The sequence below is a fragment of the Leifsonia sp. KNZ13-11D genome, from assembly GCF_056754895.1.
In genome coordinates this window covers 1-19,909 of record NZ_JBPGWU010000001.1, presented here as the reverse complement: position 1 = coordinate 19,909, position 19,909 = coordinate 1, and the positions used below count along the sequence as shown (strand labels likewise).

Genomic DNA, 19,909 nt, shown 5'->3' with positions numbered 1-19,909 from the left:
CGACTCCAGCCTCGCCTGTTGCCCCGACTCTGCTCCCGCTCAGGTCGCACGACTGCCTCCGCCTCCGCCTCCGCCTCCGGATCGTGGAGCTCTGGCCCACTTGCAGCAGCACCGCAGCAGCCGGTTCGAGTTGTAGGGCTCTGCCCACGCCCCGGCAGCACCACCACCTGCTCCGGATCGCAGAGCCCTGCCCACGCCCCGGCAGCACCACCACCTGCTCCGGATCGCAGAGCCCTGCCCACGCCCGCCAGCACCACCACCTGCTCCGGATCGCAGAGCCCTGCCCACGCCCGCCAGCACCACCACCTGCTCCGGATCGCAGAGCCCTGCCCACGCCCGGCAGCACCGCCTCCGGCTGAGGAAGCAAAATCGACTCAGACTCTGGCGCTGATTCGGTCTCCCACTCCGGCTACGTGGCTGCGATGTCGAATGCCGCGTTGTCGTTGGCGCTGATGCTCTGGTCGTGGCTCCGGGTCTCGCCCCGGTCCAGCGTCGGCCTAGCTTGGTCTTTTCCCGTGGCCTTGGCTTGCCGTTGCCCTTGGGTCTTGAGCCTTGAGCCTTGAGCCTTGAGCCTTGAGCCTTGAGCGTCGGCGAGCATCGGGTGATGCTACGCGGGCGCCGGCCCGGTGCCGAACGCTTGAGCGTAACCCGGCACAGGGTCGCGCATCGCCAAACGCCTACCAGGCCCGGTGCAACGCGGTACCTGCCCACGTTGACCGGCCTCCCCGCTTGTTTCACGTGAAACGAAAGCCGGGCACACTGCACTCACCGGTTCCAGAGCAACTGCGAATTCCAGTTTGGCGACATATATTCATCTCCGACGCGGGGCTTCGGTCGGGCCGTCACGGCTACCTCTATCAATCGGCGGGGCCGGAGACATTTCTACGCGTTTCACGTGAAACCACCTCATCAGCCGGCTGGCCCGGTCGCGAGACCGGTCGCGCCTCGACACAATGGGGCCTGTTGCGTGAATCTCTCCCAGCTCCGCTGTCCGCTGAACGTAGGCAAAGCCACTTCCGCGCTCATGGGCGCCCTCCAACCGACAGAGGCGTCCCGATGGACTTCGGTCCTCACCGCGCGATCGAGCGGCACCACGATGGGAGACACACAACATACGTCAGGTGCCGTGGGGAAGCGTGCCGCGTACAGCTGCACCTTCTCCTGTCGCGACAAATGCCGACCCCGTTCCGATGCCTGCATGTTCAGACGCTCACCATCAACGTTTGGGCCGCCTTGCGTCGGATCCCTTCGCAGCGACGATCCGCAGCTGTTACGAGTCCATGACAGTCGTCCAGCGAACCCCAGGTGCGTGAGTGACTTCGGGACGCATCGGACTTCCGAGACACGACCGCGTGAATCGCGTTGTGCTCAAGCGCGAGTGAACGGCTACACAGATCCCGGTTCGGCCGAGTGGGCCGCTGGCGCTCGAGTCGAGGACCGTCCCACAACGTGCGCGACTAAGAGGGAAGCTCTCGGGACGGCGGAGACTCGTGCCGAAACACCACCACCCTGACCCATCACCGATCGCCGGACACTCGGCACATCTCAACTCGATGGGGCGACGTCTAGGTGACTCGCCACTGCAGAGACTATGAACGGGCCCGCGCATGCCCACCACCGGGTCGGATCCCGCGCACGGGGGAGTCACGGCCGGCGCCTGGATCAAGCCATTCCGGAACCAGCGGTCACATCTGCGTCAGGGCCGTACAGGGGATCTCGCACCGGCGGCTTCATCGCCCAAGAAAGCCGCAATTCGGTTCGATCCATCGACTCCCGCGCGACCGCAGGATAGCTCTCAGCGAACTGAAGCACGCGCTTCCGTTCTCTCAGGAGCAACGTAAGGGCCCGGAACGGGAACTGAGGTCAGCGAACCGTCGCGCGTATGACCCTGGTCGTCTCCGACAGCACACCCTCGCCGAGCTGCAGAACCTCGATATCGTGCACGGCGTACTTGCGGATCTCCTTGCCGGCGGCTTCGACCTCGGCCTGGGCAGCGGCGCCCTTCATGAGGACCAGTTCGCCGCCGTCCCGGAGTAGGGGAGCGGTCAAGGGAAGCAGCTTACGGAAGGCACTCACCGCCCGAGCCGTCACCTGATCGAGCGGCTCGGACAGCCGAACGTCCTCCGCGCGATCGCGCACAACGCGCACATTCGACAGGCCGAGTTCGTCTACCTGCTCATTCAGCCACGCGATACGCCGCTCCATCGGCTCGATAAGGACGAACGACACGTCTGGACGCGCGATCCCCAGGACGAGCCCGGGCAGGCCCGCCCCGCTCCCCACATCTCCCACGACTCCGGGACGGAGGAGGGGCGCAACGATCGCGCAGTTGAGGATGTGGCGGGACCAGAGCCGCGGAAGCTCGAGCGGTCCGATCAGGCCTCGCTCCTCACCCTGCTCGGCAAGGTTCTGAGTGAAACGACGCGCGAGGTCGATGCGATCGCCGAACAGGACGCGTGCGGCAGCCGGCTCGGGTTCGAGATCAGTCACAGTTTCACGTGAAACTAGGCCGCGGTGATGACCGTGTGGCGGTCACGACCCTCGCCGTGCGAGGTCGAGACGTAGCCGCGCTCAGACACGATGTCGTGCACCAGCTTGCGCTCGTACGACGACATCGGGGGCAGCGCCGCCTCGGCCGCGCCCTCGTCGAGGCGCGCGATCGCCCGGTCGACGAGCACGGCAAGTTCAGCCTGGCGAGCATCGCGCGAGCCGGCGATGTCGAGGATCAGACGCGAGAAACCGCCGGTCTGGTTCTGTACGGCGAGCCGGGTGAGCTCCTGAAGCGCGGCCACGGTGTCCGGCTTCGCAAGAAGCGAGAGGTTCGAACCCTCCTCGGCGTTCACCGAGATGTAGGCGCGACCGTTGCGGGTGTCGATGTCGATGTCCCCGTCGATGTCCGCGATGTCGAGCAGTTCCTCGATGTAGTCGGCGGCGATGTCGCCCTCGCGGTCGAGGTCGGCCGGTGCGAGTTCAGTCGTCTCGGACGAACCCTCGGGGTCGCCGTCGAGAACGTCGCTGTCGGCGGCGTCCACCGGGTCGGGGGAGGAGGTCTGCACGTCGGTCATCGGTTCGAGGTCCTCACTACTTTCCTGCCTGCTTCTTGGCACGCGTCTTGCTCACGGGCTGCACACGCTGAGTCGGCTGCTTCTTCGGCTGCTCCTCCACAGTGAGCACCGTGGAACCGTCCGCCTGGACCAGCTTGCCCTTCTTCGCAAGCCGAGCCTCGCGCGCCTTCGCGGCGTCAGAACCGGGGGTCGGCATGTTGCGGATCACGAGGAACTGCTGGCCCATGGTCCACAGGTTCGAGGTCAGCCAGTAGAACATGACGCCGAGCGGGAACGCGAAACCGGAGAACAGGAATACGAAGGGGAGCAGGTACAGGAGGATGCGCTGCTGCTTGAACTGCGGGCTCGCCTTGGTCTCGGGCGACATGTTCTTCGACACGATCTGCAGCTGCGTGAGGAACTGCGACCCCGTCATCAGAATAACCATAACAGCCGCGATGATCATGACGGCGACCTGGGGCGGGTGGGCGTTCATGGCACCCTGGAAGCTCTGGTGCAGGGGGGCGACACCGAAGAGGGTCGCGTTCCCGAACTGCTGGGCCAGCTCCTCGTTCAGGGGGCCGACGCCGGCGTGTCCGCCCTGCGCGCCGTTGAGCACCTGGAAGAGCGAGAAGAACACCGGCATCTGGAGCAGCAGCGGCAGGCACGAGCTCAGCGGGTTGGTGCCCGTCTTCTTGTAGAGCTCCATGGTCTCGCGGGACATCGCCTCACGCGAGAACTGGTCCTTCTTGCCCTTGTACTTGTCCTGGATCTTCTTCAGCTGGGGTGCGATCTCCAGCATCCGTCGCTGGTTCTTGATCTGCCGGACGAAGATCGGGATCAGAGCGGCGCGAACCACGACCGTGAGACCGACGATGGCCAGCACCCAGGTGATGCCCGCCGCCGGGTCGAGGCCCATCTGCGTAAACAGCCAATGGAAGGCGACGAGGATCAGCTCCACGACCCATTTGATGGGCCAGAGGATGGTACCGATGATGTCCATGTGTTGTGGCTAAGCCCTTCGCTGGCTGATGACACTGTCGTGGGGCGCCACGACGAATCCGAACGGGGTGACCCGGTAACGCGGCTTCTTCACCGGGGGGACGTCGTCGACCCCTCCGGCAGCCCACGGGTGGCAGCGCGCGATGCGACGGATGCCGAGCACCGATCCCATGATCACTCCGTGCTGCTGGACCGCCTGCAGCGCGTACGCCGAGCATGACGGGTAGTAGCGGCAGACATCACCGTAGAGCGGGGAGATCACCGCTCGATAGGCACGCAGCACCAGCACCGCGGCATTCCGCGGCGCGAGGAGCACTGCTGCGAGCGCGGTGTTCATGGACGGACGATGCCCTTACTGTGACGACCTGGTCTGACTGCGGCTGGTGAATCGGGTGGAAGCGTCGAGAAGCTCCCCGTGCAGGCTAGCCCACGGCGCTTGAACGGAGGCTGGCAATGCGCGCACCACCACATCCAGGCCCCGGACCGGAGAGCCGGGGGAGGAGAAGTGGGGGAGGAGGTCGTAGGCGGCCGCCTTCAATCGGCGCCTGACCAGATTGCGGTGCACCGCGTTGCCGACCGCTTTGCTCACGATGAAACCGAATCGCACCACGTCCGAGTCGGGGTTCGGTCGGATGTACGTGACGGTCGCCGCTCCGGAGAAGCGGGATCCGCGCCGTACCGTCCTCCGATAATCCGACCCTCGCGTGATGCGATGGGCTTTGGCGAGCACCGGTCGGCCCTCTGCCGGGGGAAGGTCAGGCCGAAAGCTTCTCGCGGCCCTTACGGCGGCGGGCCGAGAGGATCGCGCGACCCGCACGGGTACGCATGCGGAGGCGGAAGCCGTGGGTCTTCGCGCGCTTGCGGTTGTTCGGCTGGAACGTTCTCTTGCTCATATCAATCTCCGTGGGTGGTCTCTTCACAGGCCGGTGCTGGGCGGAAGGGCCAGCACGAGGAGGCCAGGAAAGTTTCAGGGCAGCCGCGAAGGCCGCAAGTCAACTGATTAAAACTACGGCCTTGGTGCGGGCGAGGTCAAACCGATGGACTCAAATCCACTGATTATGCACGGTATTGGCAGGGAGACGATGTTCGACTCGCCGTCATATGCCGCGGATCGGATTTGATCGAGCTTCTGTGGACAAGTTACCGTGAGGTCGAAAGTTATCCCCAGGCCGTGCCAATTCTGGCCGGAGATGACTACGGTATTTCTCACACAGCGGTGGATAACTCTGTGAATACCCACCGGCGGCATCCGAAGCCGCCAACCCGATGAGAGTCACCGGGGGTCGACTCGTCCCCTCGTCGGGCTGACGGCATCCGCAACACAGACGAAGACGGGGAACGATGGCAGGCGGCGAAGAGTCCATAGCTGCGGCGTGGCAGAACGTGCTCGGCAAGCTCGAGACGGACGACCGGATCACCCCACAGCTGTACGGATTCCTCAGCCTGGTCGAGCCGAAGGGCATCATGGCCGGCACCTTCTATCTGGAGGTGCCCAACGAGTTCACGCGCGGGATGATCGAGCAGCGCAGCCGGCTCCCCCTGCTGAACGCGATCGGCGGTCTCGACGACGACCTCGCGGTCAATACGTTCGCCATCGTGGTGAACCCGGAGATCCAGCAGGAGACGATGGCCGGCACGAACGCCGAGCCGGAGGTCGCCCCGGCGTACGTCGAGCAGGTCGCCCCACCGATGGTCAGCCAGCCCACGGAGATCACGGCACCCCCGCGCGGTGGGGACACGCGCCTCAACGCCAAGTACAGCTTCGACAACTTCGTCATCGGCCAGTCCAACCGCTTCGCCCACGCGGCGGCGGTCGCTGTCGCCGAGGCTCCGGCCAAGGCCTACAACCCGCTGTTCATCTACGGCGACTCGGGACTCGGCAAGACGCACCTCCTGCACGCCATCGGGCACTACGCGATGAGCCTGTACCCCGGCATCCGGGTCCGTTACGTGTCCTCCGAGGAGTTCACGAACGACTTCATCAACTCGATCGCGAACAACCGCGGCTCATCGTTCCAGGCGCGCTACCGCAACATCGACATCCTGCTGATCGACGACATCCAGTTCCTTCAGCGAGCGGTCGAGACGCAGGAAGCGTTCTTCCACACCTTCAACACGCTGCACGACCACAACAAGCAGGTGGTCATCACCTCCGACCTGCCCCCGAAACACCTCACCGGGTTCGAGGACAGGATGCGGTCGCGGTTCGAGTGGGGACTCATCACCGACGTCCAGGTGCCGGACCTCGAGACGCGCATCGCCATCCTGCGCAAGAAGGCGCAGAGCGAGAAGATCCAGGTTCCGGACGAGATCCTCGAGTTCATGGCGACCAAGGTGTCGAGCAACATCCGCGAACTCGAGGGGACGCTCATCCGCGTCACGGCGTTCGCCAGCCTCAACCGCACACCGGTCGACATGCCGCTGGTGCAGACCGTCCTCAAGGACCTGATCACGCTCGACGACGACAACGTGATCGCACCGACGGACATCATCACCAACACGGCCGAGTACTTCAAGCTCTCGGTCGACGACCTGTACGGGTCGAGCCGTTCGCAGGCTGTCGCGACGGCGCGCCAGATCGCCATGTATCTGTGCCGCGAGCTCACCAACCTCTCCCTTCCCAAGATCGGCCAGCTCTTCGGCGGCCGCGATCACACGACCGTGATGTACGCGAACAAGAAGATCAGCGAGCTCATGAAGGAGCGGCGCTCGATCTACAACCAGGTCACCGAGCTCACCAGCCGGATCAAGCAGAACCACCGCTACGGCAAGTAAGCCGGCCGGCCTCTCTAGCGCACCACTTATCCACATATCCATCCCCAGAGTGGGGACAGCGCTTTATTAACACGTGTGGATAACTTGTGGAAAGGTTCCGGAGAACTCCACGATTAATGGGGACGACACTCGTGGCCCTGTGCAAAGCGGTCCTTGACCTCGCTGGCCGACAACCTTGTGAACACCTCGAATCCTCAAGCCATCAACAAGTCACGGACGTGTAGTTTCCAGTCGCCGTCTGGCCTCAACAGAGTTATCCACATTTTCCACAGCGGTTAACACGATTACTTCTTAACTCTTCTCATAGGGTGCGGACGACAACCTCAAGGCCCGACAGGCGCCGCTTCCACGTCAGAGGCCAGGCGCTAGGATTTGTCACGTCCGTTATCGTCAAGCCGTCAGAGGTGACTTCGTGAAGTTCCAAGCCAATCGGGATGTGTTCAGCGAGGCCGTCTCCTTCGCGGTGAAGCTTCTTCCGCAGCGGACGACCCTGCCCATCCTGAGCGGCGTGCTGATCGAGACGACGGACAACGGACTGCAGCTGTCGTCCTTCGACTACGAGGTCTCGGCTCAGACGGAGATCGCCGCCGAGGTCGAGGAACCGGGACGCGTCCTCGTGTCCGGCCGGCTGCTCGCGGAGATCGCATCGAAACTGCCGAACGCTCCGGTGCGCTTCTCGACCGAGGAGTCGAAGATCGTCGTGCGAGCCGGATCCGCGAACTTCACCCTGCTCTCCATGCCCGTGGAGGAATACCCGAGCATTCCGCAGGTCGGGGGAGAGGCCGGACTGGTGCCGGCCGAGGAGTTCGCGCAAGCGGTCGCCCAGGTCGGTGTCGCCGCCTCCCGCGACGACGTCACCCCGGTCATCACCGGCGTGCAGCTCGAGGTCGGCGACAACACCCTCGGACTGGTCGCGACCGACCGTTACCGCGTCGCCGTCCGGGAGATCGACTGGGACAACGGCACCACCTCCGGCGAACCGGTCACCGCGCTGGTCCCCGCCCGGACGCTGACCGAGATCGGCAAGACCTTCGGGCACAGCGGCAACGTCTCCATCTCGATCACCAACCGCGACGACCGCGAACTGATCGCGTTCACCGCCGACCGGAAAACGGTGACGTCACTGCTGATCAAGGGCAATTTCCCGCCGGTCCGTCGGCTGTTCCCGGAGCAGGTCGACAACTACGCGGTGATCAACACCGCCGAGCTCATCGAGGCGACGCGACGCGTCGCCCTGGTCCTGGAGCGCGAGGCCGCGCTCCGCTACACCTTCACCGCCGACGGGCTGACGCTGGAAGCGATCGGTTCCGAGCAGGCGCAGGCATCCGAGAGCATCGACGCTCTTCTCACTGGCCAGGAGACGGTGGTTTCATTGAAGCCGCAGTTCCTGCTCGATGGTCTCGGTGCGGTGCACTCGGAATTCGTGCGCATCTCGTTCACCAAGACCGAGAACCCCAACAAGCCGGGGCCCGTGCTCATCACGAGCCAGACGTCGAAGGATCAGGCCGGCGCGGATTCCTACAAGTATCTGCTCCAGCCGAACCTGCTCCTGCGCTAGATCCCGGCGCCGTCGAAGCGAAAGAAGAAGGACAATCATGCACATCGGCCTCATCGGCCTCGGACGCATGGGCAACAACATGCGCGCCCGGCTCGAGAAGAACGGCATCGACGTCACCGGTTACGACACCAACCCCGAGGTGTCGGACGTGGCGACCGTCGCCGACCTGGTGGCTGCGCTTCCCGCGCCGCGCACCATCTGGGTCATGGTGCCCGCCGGCGCGATCACCGACTCCGTGATCCGCGAGCTCGAGCCGCTGCTCGAGAAGGGCGACCTCGTCATCGACGGCGGGAACTCGAAATTCACCGAGGACTTCAAGCACTCCGAACTGCTCGCACCGCGCGGTGTCGACTTCATGGACGTCGGTGTCTCCGGCGGAATCTGGGGGCTGGAGAACGGCTACGGCCTCATGGTCGGCGGCTCGGCCGAGCAGGTTCGGCGTGTGATGCCGGTGTTCGACGCCCTCCGGCCGGAGGGTCCGCGCGACGAGGGCTTCGTCCACGTCGGCGAGGTCGGCGCCGGCCACTACGCGAAGATGGTCCACAACGGCATCGAGTACGCGCTGATGCAGGCGTACGCCGAGGGCTACGAACTTCTGGACACCCGGAAGGACATCATCAAGGACGTCACGGGCACCTTCAAGGCGTGGCAGCGCGGGACCGTCGTCCGGTCGTGGCTGCTCGACCTGCTCGTCCGGGCCCTGGAGCAGGACCCGGAGTTCGAACACATCGAGGGCTTCGTGCAGGATTCGGGCGAGGGTCGCTGGACCGTCGAGGAGGCGCTCAACAACGCCGTCCCCGTTCCGACGATCAGCGCCTCGATCTTCGCACGCTTCGTGTCCCGCCAGGAGGACTCGCCCGCGATGAAGGCCGTCGCGGCGCTGCGCAACCAGTTCGGCGGCCACGCTGTGAAGGCCGTGGACTGAGACCCGTCACTCTGTGCGAGTCACACACCTCTCCCTGACCGACTTCCGCAACTACCGCACCGCGGAGGTGCCGTTCGCGGCCGGCGCGAACCTTTTCGTCGGCCGCAACGGTCAGGGGAAGACCAATCTCGTCGAGTCGCTCGGCTACCTGAGCACTCTCGGGTCGCACCGGGTGTCGAGCGACCAGGCGATGATCCGGAAGGATGCGGACGCGGCGATCGTGCGGGCCCGCATCCAGCATGATGGCCGTGAGCTCCTCGTCGAGGTGCAGCTCAACCGGGGCGCCCCGAATCGGGCGCAGGTGAACCGGGCGCCGATCAAGCCGCGTGAACTCCCGCGGTACTTCTCGAGCGTCCTGTTCGCTCCGGAGGATCTGGCGCTGGTCCGTGGGGAGCCCGGGATCCGCCGTCGCTTCCTCGATCAGCTGCTCATCCAGCGCAATCCGCGGTTCAGCGCCGTCATCGCCGACTACGAGCGGGTGCTCAAGCAGCGCAACACGCTGCTGAAGTCCGCCCGTGCCTCGCGTGTCCGGGAGGACCAGCTCGGCACCCTCGACATCTGGGATGATCGCCTGGTTCAGCTGGGCTCCGAGTTGATGGATGCGCGGCTCGAGCTGGTCGGACGGCTGAGCGATCCCCTCGTGGCGGCCTACCGCTCGGTGGCCGGCGACGACCACCATCCGCGTCTCGTCCCACAACTCACCATCTACGGCGCTCAGGTCGAGGATGACGACGAATCCGCCCCGGACGATGTGACCGGGTCAGCCGGTGTCACCACGCCCGAGGCTTTCCGCCGGGCGCTTTCCGCCGGGCGCCGCAAGGAGCTCGACCGCGGGCTGACGCTCGTCGGCCCGCATCGCGACGACGTCCTCTTCGAGCTGAACGGGCTTCCGGCGAAGGGGTACGCCAGCCATGGGGAGTCGTGGTCGTTCGCGCTCGCCTTGAAGCTGGCCTCCGCCGAGCTGCTGCGCCGTGAGTCCACCACCGGTGATCCCGTGCTCATCCTCGACGACGTCTTCGCCGAGCTCGACCAGGCCAGGCGACGGATGCTCGCAACCGCCGTGGCGGGTTACGAGCAGGTGCTCATCACGGCGGCGGTGTTCGACGACGTGCCCGGCGAGCTGACCGCGCACACCGTCCGGATCGAGGGCGGAGCGATCGTGGAGGCCACCGGTGTCTGATCGGCCGAGCGAGGCGTCCGCGGTCTACCTCCGGCTCAAGTCGCTCTTCACCGGCACCCCGGCACGTCGCAAACGCGCCGCGCGCGACGAGCAGGGCGACGGGACGAGCACGCCGTTCGGTGCCGGCCGCGACCCTCACGGCGTCGGGGACGTGGTGGATGCGCTGGCCGCGCAGCTGGGCTGGACCTCGGCGCTCGCCCAGTCCGACCTCCTCGAGAGATGGCGCGAACTGGCCGGTGAAGAGACGGCGAAACACGCCGTTCCGGACCAGATCGTGGACGGTGTCCTGGTGGTCCGCTGCGAGTCGACGGCGTGGGCGACGCAGCTGCGGATGATGCGCTCCGAACTCCTCGCGCACATCGCGGAACGGTTCCCCGAGGCGGGCATTGCTTCGATCCGTTTTCAGGGGCCGGACGCCCCCTCCTGGAAAAGAGGCCCCAGGTCGATTCCAGGGCGCGGTCCGCGCGATACTTACGGCTGAGGGCACAAAAGAGGTCGCCAGTCCGAAGAAAATGGCTCAGACGGCCGTTTTCCGGCATTTCCACCGCGCGCTCTTGGTAGAATGGAGAGTCACTGTTGAGTGCGGTCAGGAGCCTAATTTCATATGACGACGGAACCGAACGCGGCCGGGACGGAACACGAATACGGCGCGAATGAGATCCAGGTCCTCGAGGGTCTCGAAGCCGTCCGCAAGCGACCTGGGATGTATATCGGTTCCACCGGTCCCCGCGGTCTTCACCACCTGGTCTACGAGATCGTCGACAACTCGGTGGACGAGGCCCTCGCCGGCCATGCCGACAACATCGAGGTGACCATCCTCCACGATGGTGCCGTGCGCGTCGACGACAACGGTCGCGGCATCCCCGTGGACGAGCATCCGGTGGAGAAGAAGTCCACGGTCGAGGTCGTCCTCACGATCCTGCACGCCGGAGGCAAGTTCGGCGGCGGCGGATACGCGGTGTCGGGTGGACTCCACGGCGTCGGCAGCTCCGTCGTCAACGCACTGTCCAGCCGGCTCGACGTCGAGGTGCACCGGCAGGGGTTCGTCTGGCGGCAGAGCTACCGCAACGGTGTGCCGCAGGCGCCGCTCGAGCAGGGCGAGGCGTCGGACCGCACCGGAACGATCATCACCTTCTGGCCGAGCCCGGACACGTTCGAGACGATCGAGTTCGACTACGACACGCTACGTACCCGCTTCCAGCAGATGGCGTTCCTCAACAAGGGGCTCCGGATCGCGATCACGGACGAGCGCGCCCCCGAGATCGAGCCGGTCGAGGGCGAGGTGGACGACGAGCACACTCCCCGCCACGAGGTGTTCCTCTACGAGCGCGGCCTCATGGACTACGTGCAATACCTCAACTCCGCGAAGAAGGTGGAGGTCGTCCACGACGAGATCATCTCGTTCGAGTCGGAGGACACCGAGCGAAAGATCGCACTCGAGGTCGCCATGCAGTGGACGACCAGCTACAACGAGAGCGTCTTCACGTACGCGAACACGATCAATACCCACGAGGGCGGCACGCACGAGGAGGGCTTCCGCGCAGCGCTGACCACACTGGTCAACCGCTATGCGCGTGAGAAGGGCATCCTGAAGGACCGGGATGACAACCTCTCCGGCGACGACGTGCGCGAGGGCCTGACCGCGGTCATCTCCGTGAAGCTCTCCGAGCCGCAGTTCGAGGGGCAGACCAAGACCAAGCTGGGCAACACGGAGGCCAAGGCCTTCGTGCAGAAGGTCGTCGGCGACCAGCTCGGCGACTGGTTCGACCGCAACCCGAACCAGGCCAGGGACATCATCCGCAAGGCGCTGCAGGCCGCGACCGCGCGACTCGCCGCCCGCAAGGCCCGCGAGACCGCTCGCCGCAAGGGACTGCTCGAGAGCGGCGGGATGCCGGGCAAGCTCAAGGACTGCCAGTCCAAGGACCCGACGATCTCCGAGATCTTCATCGTGGAGGGCGACTCGGCCGGCGGTTCCGCCGTGCAGGGCCGCAACCCGGAGACCCAGGCGATCCTCCCGCTCCGCGGCAAGATCCTCAACGTCGAGAAGGCGCGGCTCGACCGCGCGCTCGGCAACAACGAGGTCCAGGCGATGATCACGGCGTTCGGCGCCGGCATCGGCGAGGACTTCGACCCCGAGAAGGCGCGCTATCACAAGATCGTGCTGATGGCGGATGCCGATGTCGACGGTCAGCACATCACCACGCTGCTGCTCACGCTGCTGTTCCGTTACATGCGGCCGATGATCGAGCTCGGCTACGTCTACCTGGCGCAGCCGCCGCTCTACCGTCTGAAGTGGTCGAACGCCGAGCACGAGTACGTCTACTCGGACCGCGAGCGGGACGCCTTCCTGGCCGAGGGGCTGGCCGCCGGCAAGCGGATCCCGAAGGACAACGGCGTTCAGCGCTACAAGGGTCTCGGCGAGATGGACTACCAGGAGCTGTGGGAGACCACGATGAACCCGGAGACGCGCACGCTGCTCCAGGTCACCCTCGACGACGCGGCCGCGGCCGACGAGATCTTCGCCACCCTGATGGGCGAGGACGTCGAATCGCGACGCTCGTTCATCCAGAAGAACGCCAAGGACGTCCGGTTCCTCGACATCTGACGCTCCGGCGCCGATGACCTGAGGGAACCGAAGAGGAAGAGAAGACTGTGACGGACGAAGAGAACGTGTCGGGCGACGGGGCCGGTTTCGGCATCCACGGGAGGATCGACCAGGTCGATCTCCAGTCGGAGATGCAGAGGTCGTACCTCGACTACGCCATGTCGGTCATCATCGGGCGCGCCCTGCCCGAGGTGCGCGACGGCCTGAAGCCGGTGCACCGTCGCGTCATCTACGCGATGTTCGACGGCGGATACCGTCCCGATAAGGCGTTCTCGAAGTGCGCCCGCGTCGTCGGCGACGTGATGGGACAGTTCCACCCGCACGGCGACTCGGCGATCTACGACGCGCTCGTCCGCCTCGTCCAGCCGTGGAGCCTGCGCTATCCGCTCGCGCTCGGCCAGGGCAACTTCGGCTCGCCCGGTAACGACGGCGCCGCCGCCCCGCGGTACACCGAGACCAAGATGGCGCCGCTCGCGCTGGAGATGGTCCGCGACATCGACGAGGAGACCGTCGATTTCCAGGACAACTACGACGGTCGCACCCAGGAGCCCGCCGTCCTGCCCAGCCGGTTCCCGAACCTGCTGGTCAACGGCTCGGTGGGAATCGCGGTCGGCATGGCCACGAACATCCCGCCGCACAACCTGCGCGAGGTCGCCGCCGGCGCGCTGTGGTACCTGGAGAACCCGGACGCTCCGCGCGAGGAGCTGCTCGAAGAGCTGATCAAGCGGATCAAGGGACCGGACTTCCCGACCGGTGCGCAGATCCTGGGTGTCAAAGGCATCCACGACGCGTACCGCACGGGCCGCGGCTCGATCACCATGCGCGCCGTCGTGAACATCGAGGAGATCCAGGGCCGGGTCTGCCTCGTGGTCACCGAGCTGCCGTACCAGGTCAACCCGGACAACCTCGCGATCAAGATCGCCGACCTGGTCAAGGAGGGCCGCATCGGCGGCATCGCCGACATCCGGGACGAGACCTCCGGCCGTACCGGTCAGCGACTGGTCATCGTGCTGAAGCGCGACGCCGTCGCCAAGGTCGTGCTCAACAACCTGTACAAGCACACGCAGCTGCAGGAGAACTTCGGCGCCAACATGCTGGCCATCGTCGACAACGTGCCGCGCACGCTGTCGCTCGACGGCTTCATCGTCGCGTGGGTCGACCACCAGATCGACGTCATCGTGCGCCGCACCCGCTTCCGTCTCCGCAAGGCGGAGGAGCGGGCGCACATCCTGCGCGGATATCTCAAAGCGCTGGACGCGCTCGACGAGGTCATCGCGCTCATCCGCCGGTCGGCCACGGTCGACGACGCCCGCGACGGCCTGAAGGGCCTGCTCGAGGTCGACGACGTGCAGGCGGACGCGATCCTGGCGATGCAGCTGCGTCGGCTGGCCGCTCTCGAGCGCCAGAAGATCATGGAGGAGGCGGACGCGATCGAGAAACAGATCGCGGAGTACCACGCCATCCTCGACGACCCGGCCCGCCAGCGGTCGATCGTCGGTGAGGAGCTCACCGAGATCGTGGACCGCTTCGGCGACGACCGCCGCACCGAGATCATGTTCGGCTACGACGGCGACATGAGCGTCGAGGATCTGATCCCGGAAGAGGAGATGGTCGTCACCGTCACCCGTGGCGGCTACATCAAGCGCACCCGCAGCGACAACTACCGCAGCCAGCACCGCGGCGGCAAGGGTGTGAAGGGGGCGCAGCTGCGCGGCGAGGACGTGGTCGACCACTTCTTCGTCACCACCACGCACCACTGGCTCCTGTTCTTCACCAACCAGGGCCGCGTGTACCGCGCCAAGGCGTACGAGGTGCAGGAGGCCGGCCGCGACGCCAAGGGTCAGCACGTCGCCAACCTGCTCGCCATGCAGCCGGATGAGCAGATCGCCGAGATCCTCGACATCCGCGACTACGAGGCGGCCAAGTACCTGGTGCTCGCCACCCGCGAGGGCCTGATCAAGAAGACGGCGCTGTCGGAGTACGACACCAACCGCACCGGCGGCATCATCGCGATCAAGCTGCGCGAGGGGGATGAGCTCGTCTCCGCGCTGCTGGTCGACGAGGATTCCGACCTCCTGCTGGTCTCGCGCAAGGGCATGTCGATCCGCTTCACCGCGACGGACGAGGCGCTCCGCCCGATGGGACGCTCGACGTCCGGTGTGATCGGAATGCACTTCCGCGGCGAGGACAGCCTGCTGGACGCCTCCGTCGTCTCCGACGAGGGCTACGTCTTCGTCGTCACCGAGGGCGGGTACGCCAAGCGGACGTCCGCCGACCAGTACCGGCTCCAGGGACGCGGTGGCCTGGGCATCAAGGTGGCCAAGCTGAGCGACGACCGCGGCGATCTCGTGGGCGCTCTCATCGTCGGTGAGGACGACGAGGTCCTTGTGGTTCTTGCCAGCGGCAAGGTGGTACGCTCTGCCGTGGCCGAGGTACCCGCCAAGGGCCGTGACACCATGGGTGTCGTCTTTGCCCGTTTCGCCGAGTCCGACAAGATCATCGCTCTGGCGAAGAACACCGAACGCGACCTCGTCGACTCCACTCTCGCGGAGGAGACCGAGGCGGTCGGGAAGGAAGAAACCGTAGATGAGCAGTAGCGTCGCCGACAAGCTCGCCAAGAAGTCGACCCGCAGACCCGCATCCGCCAAGCAGGTGCGGCTCAAGCTGGTCTACATCGACTTCTGGTCGACCGTGAAGCTGTCGTTCCTCGCGGGCATCTGCCTGGCGATCATCGCCATCGTCGGTACGTTCCTGGTGTGGACGGTCCTCGACCGCACCGGGATCTTCGACCAGATCAACAGCCTGTTCAAGGACATCTCGGGTGCCGGCGGAAGCGACCTTCGCTCCATCCTCGGGCTCGGTCAGGTGATGGGCTTCTCGCTCATCGTCGCCATCCTGGACATCGTCGTGGTGACCGCCCTGGGCGCCGTCTTCGCCCTGCTGTACAACCTGTCCGTGAAGATCACGGGCGGCCTGCTGGTCGGGTTCACCAACAACTGACCGATTTCGCAATGCCAGGGCCGATCGGGTAGTCTCGTATCTGCCCATTCGGGGATATAGCTCAGGCGGTTAGAGCGCTTCGCTGATAACGAAGAGGTCCGAGGTTCAAGTCCTCGTATCCCCACCATCACTTCTCGCGGGGCCTTAGCTCAGTTGGTAGAGCGCCTGCTTTGCAAGCAGGATGTCAGGAGTTCGAATCTTATCTACAGGTAGGGTCGTAACACACAAGTAAATACGCGGATCCACCGTGGTGGAAGTTTCCACGACACGGGGCCTTAGCTCAGTTGGTAGAGCGCTTGCTTTGCAAGCAAGATGTCAGGAGTTCGAATCTCCTAGGCTCCACAAAAATCCCGGTCAGCAGCCAGATCTCATCTATCGAGCGGCTAGGGCCGATCCAGAAGTCTGGAGAGCAACGCCCGATTCTCCTTCCGGAGTTGCTCGACTTCCTTCTCGAGTTCTCGATTGCGCTCGACTGCAGCGTCTAGTTTGGTGCGCAGCGCTCTCTCGCTTGGGCTGACGGAAGGCCGAGGAGCTCGCGGCGACGGTGCCTTGCCCCGAAGTCCGCGGACTCGATCCGCGATTGCTTCGTCCTTATAGACGAACGCAAGCGACACGTTCGCCTCTCTCGCGACGGCCGCGAAAGTGACGGGCAACCCTCTGGCGTCCAAGCTAGTGATAGCGCGTTGCGCGGATGCGTGCGCCTGTGCCGAGCGTTCACGAGCTGAGGCCGTAAGGCGAGTTACTCGCTCTTGGCGGTCATCCATGTTGCTCCTTGGTGAGCGCGTCGAGGTTGTCCAAGATGCCGCGATTGATCTCCTCGATCTTCTGCTGCCCCTTGTCGACTGCCTCGTCGATTCGCCGCACCAGCTGCTCTCGATAGTGATCTCGTTGACGAGCGTGGTCGGGGGTGTCGCCAGGAGCGAAGAACGAACAGGACAAGCACGGGTTGTCGCGAACCGAGCAGTGCTGGCTAGCGGGGAGGTTGCAGAAGCCGAGTGGGTTGACCGCTGTGGATAGCTGCCGGAGACGCTCGACGACCGGATCAGAATATGCCGCGCCAACCGCCGCTCGTTCAGACTGAACTAGCCGGTGGAACTCGTCGGCCTTGCGGTTTAGGGTCTCGTCGAGAATCTGCGCATAGGCGGCAGTCATGGTGGGAGATTGATGCCCCAGGAACTGCTGAACCTGCTGTTGGGTCCAGCCGGCATTGAGTAGCTGGGTGCCGATTGTGTGCCTGAAGCGGTGAATGTCCGCCCCGGATATGACTTCACCCGTGAGCGAGGAGTCAACGATCCCGCGCTCGATGAAGAGCTTGCCTACTGCCTTTGCGAAACCGGGACCAGTCCAGGGACGCACGCGGCCGAACTTCGGATCCGACATCCTCGGCTGTGGAAACAGGTAGCGGGCCTCCGGCCCGTATTCCTCGCGAACGGTTCGAGCCTGCTCCGCAAGCAACTCCCCAAGCGTGGGATCGAGGACCGGGAACCGGCGATACGCCTCCACCTTCGGCATCCAGTACTCGATCCAGAATCCGCCGTTGCCGTTCTCGATCAGGGCGTCGATAGGTAGGGAGGCGAGCTCGCTGACTCTGGGGCCGGCCCACCGACAGAACCGGAGCATCAACCGCATCTGCTGATCCACGTCATCGTTGTCGATGAGCTCTTGCTCGATCCTTCGCAGGACGTCTGACGGCCACGGGCGTGGGGCCCGAATCTTCGCGACGGTGTTCTCGCCCTGACGAAGGAAGACCTCGGAGCCGAGCTCGGGCAGGAACTCCTCGAGCTTCAGGACACTCAGTACCGAAGCGACCGTGTTGACGACCGCCAAGTCTTTGCCTGAACCATTGAGCGCTCGACGCTCTTCTAGGTGGAGTAGGAGAACCTTGCGCGTAAGGTCTCTCGGGTCCTTGATACCGCATCGCTCGAGGAACTCCGACAAGTTTGAGAAGCCGCGCACCCAGGTGTTGAGCGTCGACCAGGAGCGGGTCTGAGTCTGCAGGCTGAGGCGCGCGTACTGCTTCAGCGGTTCGCGGAGCCAGCTCTGCGAGATGCGTACCCAGAAGAGGTTCGGGCGTTGGTCAAAGCGGTCGCCACCCAGGATCTGATCAAACTGGTCCTTCCACAGCCAGGTGTCTTCGGACCACGGATCGCGCACGAGCGCGCGGTTGAGTGTGTGGAAGAAGGAGCGCAGGTACGGTGCCATCTCCCTGTCCCACTTCTTCGTCCTGCCGGACGGACTGCACTGCCTGGTGAGGAGATACCAGTCCTCGGGCCGGCGTTCGGTGAATGAATTAGCGCCAGTCGAAAGCGCCGCTGTGTGCAGCGCTTCGAGAACAATCCGCAAGCCCGCGGTCGGCGTCCAGTCGCCCAGGCTCAGCTTCGTCCCGAACACGAAACGAATCTCGTGCGCAATGTCGATGGGGAGCTCGTTCAGCCGTACCGACCGTCGCGTGCGATCGTCATTCTTCACGCGGACCGGGGGTTGGGGGATTGCTAGCCAAGACGAGATGACCGGCATTTCATCGCGACGCCACCGCCAATAGTGGCCGTGGCAGAGGGGATCGCCCTCGGCGTCTGTATGCCGGGGATTGGAACACCCATCGACGGCGCACTCCACCGATGGACCTCGCGCCGACCGTCCGGCGTTCTCCAGGAGCGCCCACTCATCGTTCATCCAAGGGCCTGTGACGAGCTCGAGCACATCGCTCGACCGAGGACGATCGACCTCGCTGGTGATTGTTGGAGCAAACCTACGGGGCATCAGCCTGCCTCTCGTTGGCGAGGTAGCGATGGAAGTCGTCTACTTGATCAGCGAGATCCTCGGCGGCCAGATGCACATAGACGCTGGACGATGATGCGTGCGTCTGCCCCAACCGCGCCGCCACCTGGGCAGCCGTCCACCCGGCATCCTTCACGAGCTTGGTGGCGTGGGTATGGCGAAGCATGTGGGGATATAGGTCGGGGATGCCGGCGCGGTCACCGATCGCAGTGATCTGTTGGTAGATGTTCGAGTACGAGCAGGCGGCACCCTTCGTGGGGCCGTGGAGAGTGACGAAGAGCAGCTCGTTCTCAATCTCTGCCGGGACCAGCTCCTTCAGCAGGTACTGGCTGTACAGGTCGAAGAACCGCTTGGGCATCCGGACTGGATAGGAGTGCTTGGACTTGGAAAGGGCTCCGTTTGGGTTGTCATCCCGGCGCACCACCATCAGGTCACGCTCGGCGATGTGCAGATCCTCATGTCGTAGTCCGAGCGCCTGACCGATACGGAGGCCGCCGTCGTAGAGTGCTGAGATCAGCAGCTTGTCGCGCCAGCTTTCGGCGGCAGCTATCAACCGGTCGAAGTCGTCCTCGAATTGAACGATCTTAGGTCTGGCCGGTCGGGCTCGCATTCCCTGGGTTAGCCGGTTCTTCGCAACGGGCCGTCGACGCTCGACGTGCGCCAGGAACCGGTGTGAGGTCGTTGCAGAGTAACGAACGGCTCGGCTCAGGGACAGCTCCGACGGTCCGCGTCCCTCAATGCGGTGGTAATCGAAGAACTCCTTGACGGCTGCGGCCACTGCCTTGGCGGAGGATTCGGCCCGCTCGCCCGAGCTGGATTCCAAGGGGTAGATACCCCGGCGGTATGTCAGGAGGAACTCCGTCAGCTCCGGAAACTTGATGCGCTCCCAATCCAGCTGCCGGGCATCGAGCCACCGCCAGAGCAGACTCAGGTGGCGTGCGTAGGCACAGACTGTATTGACCGACATGGTCGCCCGAAGGACTCCGAGGAAGTCCTCGATCGGGATAATCGGCAGGCCCGAAGCATCGACCACTGTCCACGA

General features: G+C 64.8%; 18 protein-coding genes and 3 tRNA genes. 11 read left to right on the top strand and 10 right to left on the bottom strand.

Features of this window, described 5'->3' with window-relative positions; all coding sequences use genetic code 11:
- Positions 1 to 409: 409 nt before the first annotated feature.
- The 7 genes from ACR9Y5_RS00105 to rpmH form a co-directional block, all read right to left on the bottom strand.
- Positions 410 to 598, bottom strand: a complete 189-nt coding sequence (locus tag ACR9Y5_RS00105; RefSeq protein WP_481296036.1) for a hypothetical protein — start codon at positions 596 to 598, stop codon at positions 410 to 412.
- Positions 599 to 1,863: 1,265 nt separating this feature from the next.
- A complete protein-coding gene (gene rsmG / locus ACR9Y5_RS00100; RefSeq protein WP_481296035.1) occupies positions 1,864 to 2,490 on the bottom strand; it encodes a 16S rRNA (guanine(527)-N(7))-methyltransferase RsmG in 627 nt (208 codons plus the stop codon).
- Positions 2,491 to 2,504: 14 nt separating this feature from the next.
- Positions 2,505 to 3,065, bottom strand: coding sequence for a Jag family protein (locus tag ACR9Y5_RS00095; RefSeq protein ID WP_481296034.1), 561 nt, complete (start codon positions 3,063 to 3,065; stop codon positions 2,505 to 2,507).
- A gap of 16 nt (positions 3,066 to 3,081) precedes the next feature.
- Positions 3,082 to 4,047, bottom strand: a complete 966-nt coding sequence (gene yidC, locus ACR9Y5_RS00090; RefSeq protein WP_481296033.1) for a membrane protein insertase YidC — start codon at positions 4,045 to 4,047, stop codon at positions 3,082 to 3,084.
- 9 nt (positions 4,048 to 4,056) lie between these two features.
- Positions 4,057 to 4,383 carry a membrane protein insertion efficiency factor YidD gene (gene yidD / locus ACR9Y5_RS00085; protein ID WP_481296032.1) on the bottom strand — a complete coding sequence of 109 codons (327 nt, stop codon included), beginning with the start codon at positions 4,381 to 4,383 and terminating at the stop codon, positions 4,057 to 4,059.
- Between the two features lie 15 nt (positions 4,384 to 4,398).
- On the bottom strand, positions 4,399 to 4,776 hold the full coding sequence (rnpA, locus tag ACR9Y5_RS00080; protein WP_481296031.1) for a ribonuclease P protein component: 378 nt from the start codon (positions 4,774 to 4,776) through the stop codon (positions 4,399 to 4,401).
- Between the two features lie 25 nt (positions 4,777 to 4,801).
- The gene (gene rpmH / locus ACR9Y5_RS00075) at positions 4,802 to 4,939 is read right to left on the bottom strand and encodes a 50S ribosomal protein L34 (protein WP_018189031.1); all 138 of its coding nucleotides are present in this window, start codon (positions 4,937 to 4,939) and stop codon (positions 4,802 to 4,804) included.
- Positions 4,940 to 5,387: 448 nt separating this feature from the next.
- Here rpmH and dnaA point away from each other — a divergent pair, with 448 nt between their 5' ends.
- From dnaA to ACR9Y5_RS00020, 11 genes are all read left to right on the top strand, one after another.
- Positions 5,388 to 6,821: a chromosomal replication initiator protein DnaA gene (gene dnaA / locus ACR9Y5_RS00070; protein ID WP_481296030.1), complete on the top strand. Its 1,434-nt coding sequence runs from the start codon at positions 5,388 to 5,390 to the stop codon at positions 6,819 to 6,821.
- A gap of 412 nt (positions 6,822 to 7,233) precedes the next feature.
- A complete protein-coding gene (dnaN, locus tag ACR9Y5_RS00065) occupies positions 7,234 to 8,379 on the top strand; it encodes a DNA polymerase III subunit beta (protein WP_310132672.1) in 1,146 nt (381 codons plus the stop codon).
- 37 nt (positions 8,380 to 8,416) lie between these two features.
- On the top strand, positions 8,417 to 9,304 hold the full coding sequence (gnd, locus tag ACR9Y5_RS00060; protein ID WP_481296029.1) for a phosphogluconate dehydrogenase (NAD(+)-dependent, decarboxylating): 888 nt from the start codon (positions 8,417 to 8,419) through the stop codon (positions 9,302 to 9,304).
- A gap of 13 nt (positions 9,305 to 9,317) precedes the next feature.
- Positions 9,318 to 10,484, top strand: a complete 1,167-nt coding sequence (gene recF, locus ACR9Y5_RS00055) for a DNA replication/repair protein RecF (protein ID WP_481296028.1) — start codon at positions 9,318 to 9,320, stop codon at positions 10,482 to 10,484.
- The gene (locus ACR9Y5_RS00050; RefSeq protein ID WP_481296027.1) at positions 10,477 to 10,965 is read left to right on the top strand and encodes a DciA family protein; all 489 of its coding nucleotides are present in this window, start codon (positions 10,477 to 10,479) and stop codon (positions 10,963 to 10,965) included. The genes recF and ACR9Y5_RS00050 overlap by 8 nt, the downstream gene beginning before the upstream one ends.
- A 123-nt stretch (positions 10,966 to 11,088) precedes the next feature.
- Positions 11,089 to 13,089, top strand: coding sequence for a DNA topoisomerase (ATP-hydrolyzing) subunit B (gene gyrB, locus ACR9Y5_RS00045; protein ID WP_481296026.1), 2,001 nt, complete (start codon positions 11,089 to 11,091; stop codon positions 13,087 to 13,089).
- Between the two features lie 47 nt (positions 13,090 to 13,136).
- Positions 13,137 to 15,686, top strand: coding sequence for a DNA gyrase subunit A (gyrA, locus tag ACR9Y5_RS00040; RefSeq protein WP_481296025.1), 2,550 nt, complete (start codon positions 13,137 to 13,139; stop codon positions 15,684 to 15,686).
- The gene (locus ACR9Y5_RS00035) at positions 15,676 to 16,089 is read left to right on the top strand and encodes a DUF3566 domain-containing protein (protein ID WP_310132685.1); all 414 of its coding nucleotides are present in this window, start codon (positions 15,676 to 15,678) and stop codon (positions 16,087 to 16,089) included. Before gyrA ends, ACR9Y5_RS00035 begins: the two co-directional genes overlap by 11 nt.
- Before the next feature lie 50 nt (positions 16,090 to 16,139).
- A tRNA-Ile gene (locus tag ACR9Y5_RS00030) sits at positions 16,140 to 16,216 on the top strand.
- A gap of 19 nt (positions 16,217 to 16,235) precedes the next feature.
- Positions 16,236 to 16,293 (top strand) — tRNA-Ala (locus ACR9Y5_RS00025).
- Positions 16,294 to 16,358: 65 nt separating this feature from the next.
- A tRNA-Ala gene (locus tag ACR9Y5_RS00020) sits at positions 16,359 to 16,431 on the top strand.
- Positions 16,432 to 16,472: 41 nt separating this feature from the next.
- Here ACR9Y5_RS00020 and ACR9Y5_RS00015 read toward each other — a convergent pair.
- The 3 genes from ACR9Y5_RS00015 to ACR9Y5_RS00005 form a co-directional block, all read right to left on the bottom strand.
- The gene (locus tag ACR9Y5_RS00015) at positions 16,473 to 16,853 is read right to left on the bottom strand and encodes a DUF6262 family protein (RefSeq protein WP_481296024.1); all 381 of its coding nucleotides are present in this window, start codon (positions 16,851 to 16,853) and stop codon (positions 16,473 to 16,475) included.
- Entirely contained in the window at positions 16,846 to 18,558 is a 1,713-nt protein-coding gene (locus ACR9Y5_RS00010) for a tyrosine-type recombinase/integrase (protein ID WP_481296023.1), read from the bottom strand. Before ACR9Y5_RS00010 ends, ACR9Y5_RS00015 begins: the two co-directional genes overlap by 8 nt.
- Before the next feature lie 280 nt (positions 18,559 to 18,838).
- On the bottom strand, positions 18,839 to 19,909 hold a 1,071-nt coding region (locus tag ACR9Y5_RS00005; RefSeq protein ID WP_481296022.1), incomplete at its 5' end, for a tyrosine-type recombinase/integrase.